General features: G+C 35.6%; 5 protein-coding genes. 2 read left to right on the top strand and 3 right to left on the bottom strand.

All coding sequences use genetic code 11. From position 1 onward, the window contains the following. Position 1: 1 nt before the first annotated feature. From D0T60_RS17310 to D0T60_RS17320, 3 genes are all read right to left on the bottom strand, one after another. The gene (locus D0T60_RS17310) at positions 2–1,690 is read right to left on the bottom strand and encodes an O-antigen ligase (protein WP_163219529.1); all 1,689 of its coding nucleotides are present in this window, start codon (positions 1,688–1,690) and stop codon (positions 2–4) included. A 152-nt stretch (positions 1,691–1,842) separates the two neighbouring features. Then, the gene (locus D0T60_RS17315; RefSeq protein WP_370524839.1) at positions 1,843–2,385 is read right to left on the bottom strand and encodes a DUF5043 domain-containing protein; all 543 of its coding nucleotides are present in this window, start codon (positions 2,383–2,385) and stop codon (positions 1,843–1,845) included. Then, on the bottom strand, positions 2,382–3,983 hold the full coding sequence (locus D0T60_RS17320) for a hypothetical protein (RefSeq protein WP_163219531.1): 1,602 nt from the start codon (positions 3,981–3,983) through the stop codon (positions 2,382–2,384). The genes D0T60_RS17315 and D0T60_RS17320 overlap by 4 nt, the downstream gene beginning before the upstream one ends. 281 nt (positions 3,984–4,264) lie before the next feature. Here D0T60_RS17320 and D0T60_RS17325 point away from each other — a divergent pair, with 281 nt between their 5' ends. After that, positions 4,265–5,422, top strand: a complete 1,158-nt coding sequence (locus D0T60_RS17325; protein WP_163219532.1) for an IS4 family transposase — start codon at positions 4,265–4,267, stop codon at positions 5,420–5,422. Positions 5,423–5,558: 136 nt separating this feature from the next. After that, complete coding sequence (locus tag D0T60_RS17330; protein WP_163219534.1) at positions 5,559–6,623, top strand: hypothetical protein; 1,065 nt, start codon at positions 5,559–5,561, stop codon at positions 6,621–6,623. The last annotated feature ends 92 nt before the right edge of the window (positions 6,624–6,715 follow it).

Here is a 6,715-nt window from a genome sequence, read left to right on the forward strand (position 1 = left end):
GCTAATTATGCTCATTTAGCCATGCCTGAACCTCAGCTTTTATCCTAATTGTAACCGTATTATCAACTTTAAGTGGCTGAAATAATATTTTTGTAGCTGCATATTCGGCATTAATTGAGTCTCCCCTTTCTACATAAAGCCTCCAAAGCAAGTAATTGGGTATTATTCTGGTTGGAATCATCCATGAGGCTAATTTATAGTAAGATTCGGCCTTTGTGAATTCCCTTCTCTGGAAATATATTTTGCCAATATCACAATACGTTTCGCAAGAAGGAGTGAAATAATTAATCCTATTGACAGGATTATCTATTCCAATTTGAAAGACGTATTCAGCATATACCGCATTAAATTTCAAGTTATGAATAAGCTTCCCAAAATGGTTATTTACAAAAGAGCTTGATCCTAGCTCTTTTTTCGCTATTGCTTGTTTCATTTCCCAAGAAGCACGTTCATAGAATATACATTCTACAACTGCCCAGATACAAATGACTACTATCCCCAATTTAGATAAAAGGTGAGCCCAACGCGGTCTATTTATCGAATTCATATCTTCCCTAATACTTCCTCCCAACAACATGGGAAAAAGTAGAAAAAAAGAAAAAATATAACTCGGATAAGAAAACAGAGAAAAGACCACCAGACAAATTGTTGCCGCCTTAAATATCCATTCTTGATCATTTCGGGACTTTATACAGAACAACGAAACTAATAATCCGGATATAACAATAAATCCTATTAGCCCAAGTTCGACTGTAATATGAAGAAACTCATTATATGGGTAGCCAATATTATCGGCAACCGGAACAAAAAAAGACTCTGGATGTTCCCGAAAATAATCTGCCTGATAAAGCATATAGTTTTTATTAAATGATCCAACCCCATGCCCGAATAATGGTTTATCATTAATCATCTCTCCACACACTCTCCATATAAGTATTCTGGCATTTGCCGATTCAGGTCTGTAATTATAGACCAATAAACTCCCCAATACCACCATAATGAAGGTGAAGGAGATACAAATCTTCTTTTGACGTATCCAACAGGCATACATTTCTTTCCTAAAAACGAAAAAGGTCCCTATTAGGGTAGCAATCCATGCAGCCCTCGAATCTGTGATTATAAGTGTAGTTCCTATAATGATACTAACAAAAACAATCCATAAGATAACCAACCGTTTCTTTAATTGTCTTAAATATCCCAATGAAGCAACGAAGCATACAGCAAGGTATCCTCCCAATTGCCCGGGATTACCAAAAGATCCTGTAATAGGAAAATAAGGATGCCTACTTTCCAGTATACCCGATAACTGTCCCAAGGCAATTACAGACTGTATAATTCCAGAAGTTATCAACGCATATAGAATGATCCCTTTTCCTTCATTATTGATTGATCTGATGAAAAAATAGAAAACAATAATTGCAACCCATTCCCACAACTTTAAAAAATCAGCATTCTTTACTGGAGACAAACAAAGATGAAGAGCTCCATAAAGAATGAAAAGTAGCAAAAAAATATCCACCACAGACAAATGATATTTTTGTTTATGCTGCAGAATAAGCCCAAAATTACTTGATACAATTATACCGAAAATAAAAGGTGCTTCGCTGAAGATATTCGAAGAAAAAAAAGATGCAAATGTTGGCATCAATACGGATATGAAACAGATAAATATGAGTAAATATTTATTCAAAGAATGCAATTATTATTTATTTTCAGAATTAGCTTATAAAGAAACTGAGACTACACAAAACAACAAACTGATAAAGGTGACTATTGTTTTCATTATGAGATATTTGGAATCAGGAAGATTTTAGACTTCCCAATTCCTATAAACGACTTCAGCTACCTAGGTTCCTGTGCCCACCAGAGGGCAATATAGTTTAATTTTCTGCCTTCAGTAGTTGGAGTATACCAAACATTATTTTTGAGTTCCATTTCAATCTTTCGATATACTGACACTGGAATAGTTGCATAAGGTTCAAAATTTCCAAATAAAAAACTCACTTCAATAACTTTTCCTGTATCTGGACTAATATACATTGTGACACTAAGCTTCTTTCCTCTTACTCTTTGCTTCTCACTGGAAGAGAAAGCATTATTGACTATTGACAAACGCTTAGTACGAGTCCAATTATCATCAGCACACAAAGGGATATAATTATCTGGCATTATAAAAATCTCACCAGAACTTTTATAAACTTGTTGAATATACATCAAATTGTTAGATTTATTATACAATGTAACAATTTTTGCAGCATCCACATCACACTGGTAAACATAATCGTTTTCATAAAAAGTTTTTGTTGTAGTATAATAATTGGTCTGTGCAGAAACAGATGCTACACAACACAAAAGACAAATAGCTATTATTATATTTTTCATCATTTACAATTTTGAGTTAAATCTCTGATATTCTTAAAATTATCTAATGCAGGTCTATTATTATCATAATTATAGTTATTACTAGTGTAACCTGCTGCTCGTAAACCGGGCACAGTTCTACCTAAAATCAATGTTTCTAATTCATGTTCAGATATACCAGAAAGTAAATTCCCTCGATTGTCTATATATCGCTCAAGATTTTGAATCTCTCTGTAACGCATATCATAATCATTTCTTTTCTCCCACTTGCTACCCGGATACTCAGGTAATTTACTCACATAAAGATATTGAGCATAATGCGCTTCTATTTCCCCATTTAAAGTCGAGCTATTGTAGCTAGAAGTAGTTTCTTTATATGACCGGTAGGCATGCATCATTTCATGGAAAAGCTGATTACTCTCAGCTTGCATACCAAGCGAGATGCCATTAGCACCAAAAGAGCCATTACCACCATTCTTAAACTGAATTACAAGCGTTTTACCATTAAGATAACGACTTAAACCATTATATAATGCTTCACCCATACAATCCTGCATAATTTTTTCCAGCATCCGTTCAACAGTTTTCCAGTTTGCCTCTGTCATACCAGAGTTTCTGAAAATCTTCATAGCTTTTGGAGCAACTGGCGTTAGATTACCTCCACCTCCACCAGGTGTTGTTGGGGGAGTAGGGTCAGGCATTGAATCGTCATCCAACCCTGGAGGTTCTGGATCGTCATCGAATCCCGGAGGTTCTGGATTATCATCTGGAGTAACGTCCACATCCGGTAACCAAATACCATCCGGCTTACCATCCCCATCGTAGTCATAGCCAACATTTCCATTACCATCATGATAAAAACCATTCCCAATGGATGACCAATTACCATTTGGACCAGAATCTCCTGACCAAAAGTCATCATCCTCCAGAGGATCCTCCCACCCCAAACGGGTAGCTGCCAGATTAGACTGCCGATATATTTTCAACGCTGGTAGCATCTTACTCAGTTCTATGAGATTTCGTTTATAGGTTTCGAAATCATTCACAAACAAAGATACCTCATTGACCTTAACTCCATCTTTATAAGTATCTGCCCGCAATGGAATTTTTCCGTCAACTGCTAAATAGAAAATAATTCCTGAAAAGTTTTCCTTATTTCCAAAATTAGTAAACTTGCCGGATAAGTCACCTTTGTTTTTCTGAAAATACATATAATCAGGTACAATAAGCATTCTATAAAGCCCCATAACACCATGTTTAGAAGACTTTACCACTATAGTCTTCTCGCTTACATTTGCAATATAGCTCCGATTCCGCCCACCGATTACTTCCTTTCGGATGGTATAATACGAATAAGTTGAAACAATAGGAATATCAACTCCCTCCATAAGCTGACTACGAGAAACTTTTGCTTTATCCCACATGGGTGCAAAGTCTCCAAGAGGCAACTCTTTGGTGCTTCTTGTTTTAACTGTAATTTCTTGTTCAAAAAAAGCTTTCGCTTCTGTTATAAGATCAGTATCTTCCTGCTTGATGACGTCGTCAAGGTCTTGCTGACAGGAAAAGAAACCAAAATTACACAAAAGGAAAAAAAGCAAACCAAATAGAATAGTTTTTTTCATTGAATAATAATTCTTAATTAGTAATATAAAAAAGTAACATATCAAATTTCCAAAATTAGTTCATTGTCAAGAATATGATACAAACTCCGTTATATCAATGGACGAAAACAATTCGACCCTGTACTCATTCATCAATGATAATAACTTATAGCAATTAAACATTGCTGTCCCATTAAAATCGCAAAGAATTCTTTGAAATATTTGATAATTAGTTAGTTACAAGATTTTTTCGAGCGCGACGATTTCAATTTATAGCTTTGCAGTCAATAACAGAAGCTGCAATGAATAAAGAGAAGTATGTATTTGCTCAATTGGTTTCATTCTTGAATGAAGATAAGTTCCGGCGTATAGTCAATAAGTATCAAGGAAATCGTTACGTAAAACATTTCACTTGTTGGAATCAACTACTAGCCTTGATGTTCGGTCAACTATCCAACCGTGAAAGTCTGAGAGATTTGATTATTGCTCTAGGTGCTCATCGTTCCAAGTGTTATCATTTAGGGTTGGGCAAGAACGTATCAAAGTCATCTTTGGCTCGGGCGAATCAAGATAGAGACTGCCGAATCTTTGAAGAGTTTGCTTACTTCCTTGTTAATGAAGCACAGCAGAAACGTAAGACAGATATCTTCAAGTTGGGAGGGAATGTATATGCTTTTGATTCCACAACCATTGACTTATGCCTGAATGTTTTCTGGTGGGCAAAGTTTCGGAAGAAAAAAGGCGGTATTAAGGTTCACACATTGTATGATGTGGAAACTCAGATCCCGACATTCTTCCATATTACAACAGCTTCCGTTCACGATTCTAAAGCCATGAATAAGATTCCTTACGAACCAGGCTCTTATTATATCTTTGACCGTGCCTACAACAACTTCAAGATGCTATATCGGATCCGTCAGATAGAAGCCTGTTTCGTTGTCAGAGCAAAGAAGAATCTTCAGTACAAAGCTCTCAAATGGAAACGAAGAATGCCTAAGAATGTACTCTCAGATATGATAATCGAACTGACAGGGTTTTATCCTAAACAATACTATCCTAATAAACTTCGGTTAGTTAGATATTGGGATGAAGAACAAAAACGAGAGTTTGTATTCTTAACCAACGTCATGGACATATCCGCTCTACAAGTTGCAGAGTTGTATAAGAGTCGCTGGCAAGTGGAGTTATTCTTCAAATGGCTCAAGCAGCACCTCAAAATTAAAAAGTTCTGGGGTACTACAGAGAATGCCGTAAGAATACAAATCTATGTTGCCATCTGTGCCTACTGCCTAGTCGCAATCGTTCAACATGACATGCAACTTGATAGAAGTACATACGAAGTTCTCCAAATCCTAAGCATCTCATTAACGGATAAAACGCACTTGAAAGACCTCTTTAACAAAACTAATTTTCAATATGACAAAGAACGAAGCGACTCTAATGAGCCAAGTTTATTTTAATGTTAATAACGTCCCAATTTTAATGGGACACTAGTGGCAATTAAACTAAAAATAATAATATATCATTTTTCAGGATCACATATATATTCTCATTATATTTGCATTCATCTAGTAAGTCACCTTTATTTCAATTAGCATGAAGAATTATATCTATGCTGTGTATCTTTTTATTCCTACACTGATTATTGTATCGTGTGATAACACATCTAAAAAATTAGAGAGAGTTTTACAGCTTGCGGGTGAGAATCAATCTGAGTTAAGAAAGGTAATGGATCATTATTCAGAAAATGAATCTGATAGTTTAAAATTGCAGGCAGCTATTTTTCTCATTGAAAATATGCCGGGACATTATTCTGTATCAGGAAGTATAGTGGATAAACACTCTAAAAGAATTGAAGAAGAATACCATGTGCTTGATGATAACCTGAAAAAAGTAATTTTAACTATTCCATTCCGTAAAGGGAAGCTATCGGCTTTAGCTTCCAAAACTATGGATTTGGAAGTGATCAAAGCCGAATACCTCATTTCTATCATTGATAATGCATTGGAAAAGTGGGAGTCATGCTATTGGCTGGAAGGCATCCCGTTTGAAAATTTCTGCGAATATGTATTACCATACCGATTGGATTCCGAGCCCCTTTTCCCCTATAATGATTCGCTGATGACAGTTTGGAAGAAGATAAATGAAGAATTAAAGAGTTATCCGGACTATCGCGCAGACCTAAAAGAAGTATGGAATTATGAAGGTATTTATTCAGAAAAAGCAGGTCGATCCAGAAATAAAGATAAGGAATTTATAAAAGCAATCAATAAGAGTTTTAATTATGACTGTTTTGATGAAGCTTTTTACGAAGTGATCAATATGCGTGCATCAGGGATACCGTCAACGATAGATTTGGTGCCTGCATGGGCAAATAGAAATGGAGGGCATTCCTGGAAAATTATTCTCGATCCTAAATACATGAATCAAGTAGGCAATATTCATGGGCAAGAAGTACACTCAATGGCTGGGAAAATATACAGAATAACATACTCGCATAATCCGATACCCCACACTAATGAAAAAGAGATGATTCCGGAGTTTTTCCTTTCACCTTTCTATAAAGATGTCACTAAACACTATGTCAATACCTCGGATGTCAGTATTCACCTTAATGCTATTAAAAACTACAAACCTGATTATTTGTATCTCTCAACCTGAATTCGGGATAATTTTCTCTTCCTCTTCAATACATCACAAGGCATAGTTATCGTGCTCACATTGGATTTTTCAATTGAGTATTTTTGTTTTTG

Origin of the sequence: Bacteroides sp. 224 (genome assembly GCF_010500995.1) — a bacterium.
Taxonomy (GTDB): Bacteria; Bacteroidota; Bacteroidia; order Bacteroidales; family Bacteroidaceae; genus Bacteroides.

Coding starts and splice junctions, on each gene's coding strand:
- D0T60_RS17320 (WP_163219531.1), bottom strand. CDS start 3,983: ATGAAAAAAACTATTCTATTTGGTTTGCTTTTTTTCCTTTTGTGTAAT.
- D0T60_RS17315 (WP_370524839.1), bottom strand. CDS start 2,385: ATGATGAAAAATATAATAATAGCTATTTGTCTTTTGTGTTGTGTAGCA.
- D0T60_RS17330 (WP_163219534.1), top strand. CDS start 5,559: ATGAAGAATTATATCTATGCTGTGTATCTTTTTATTCCTACACTGATT.
- D0T60_RS17325 (WP_163219532.1), top strand. CDS start 4,265: ATGAATAAAGAGAAGTATGTATTTGCTCAATTGGTTTCATTCTTGAAT.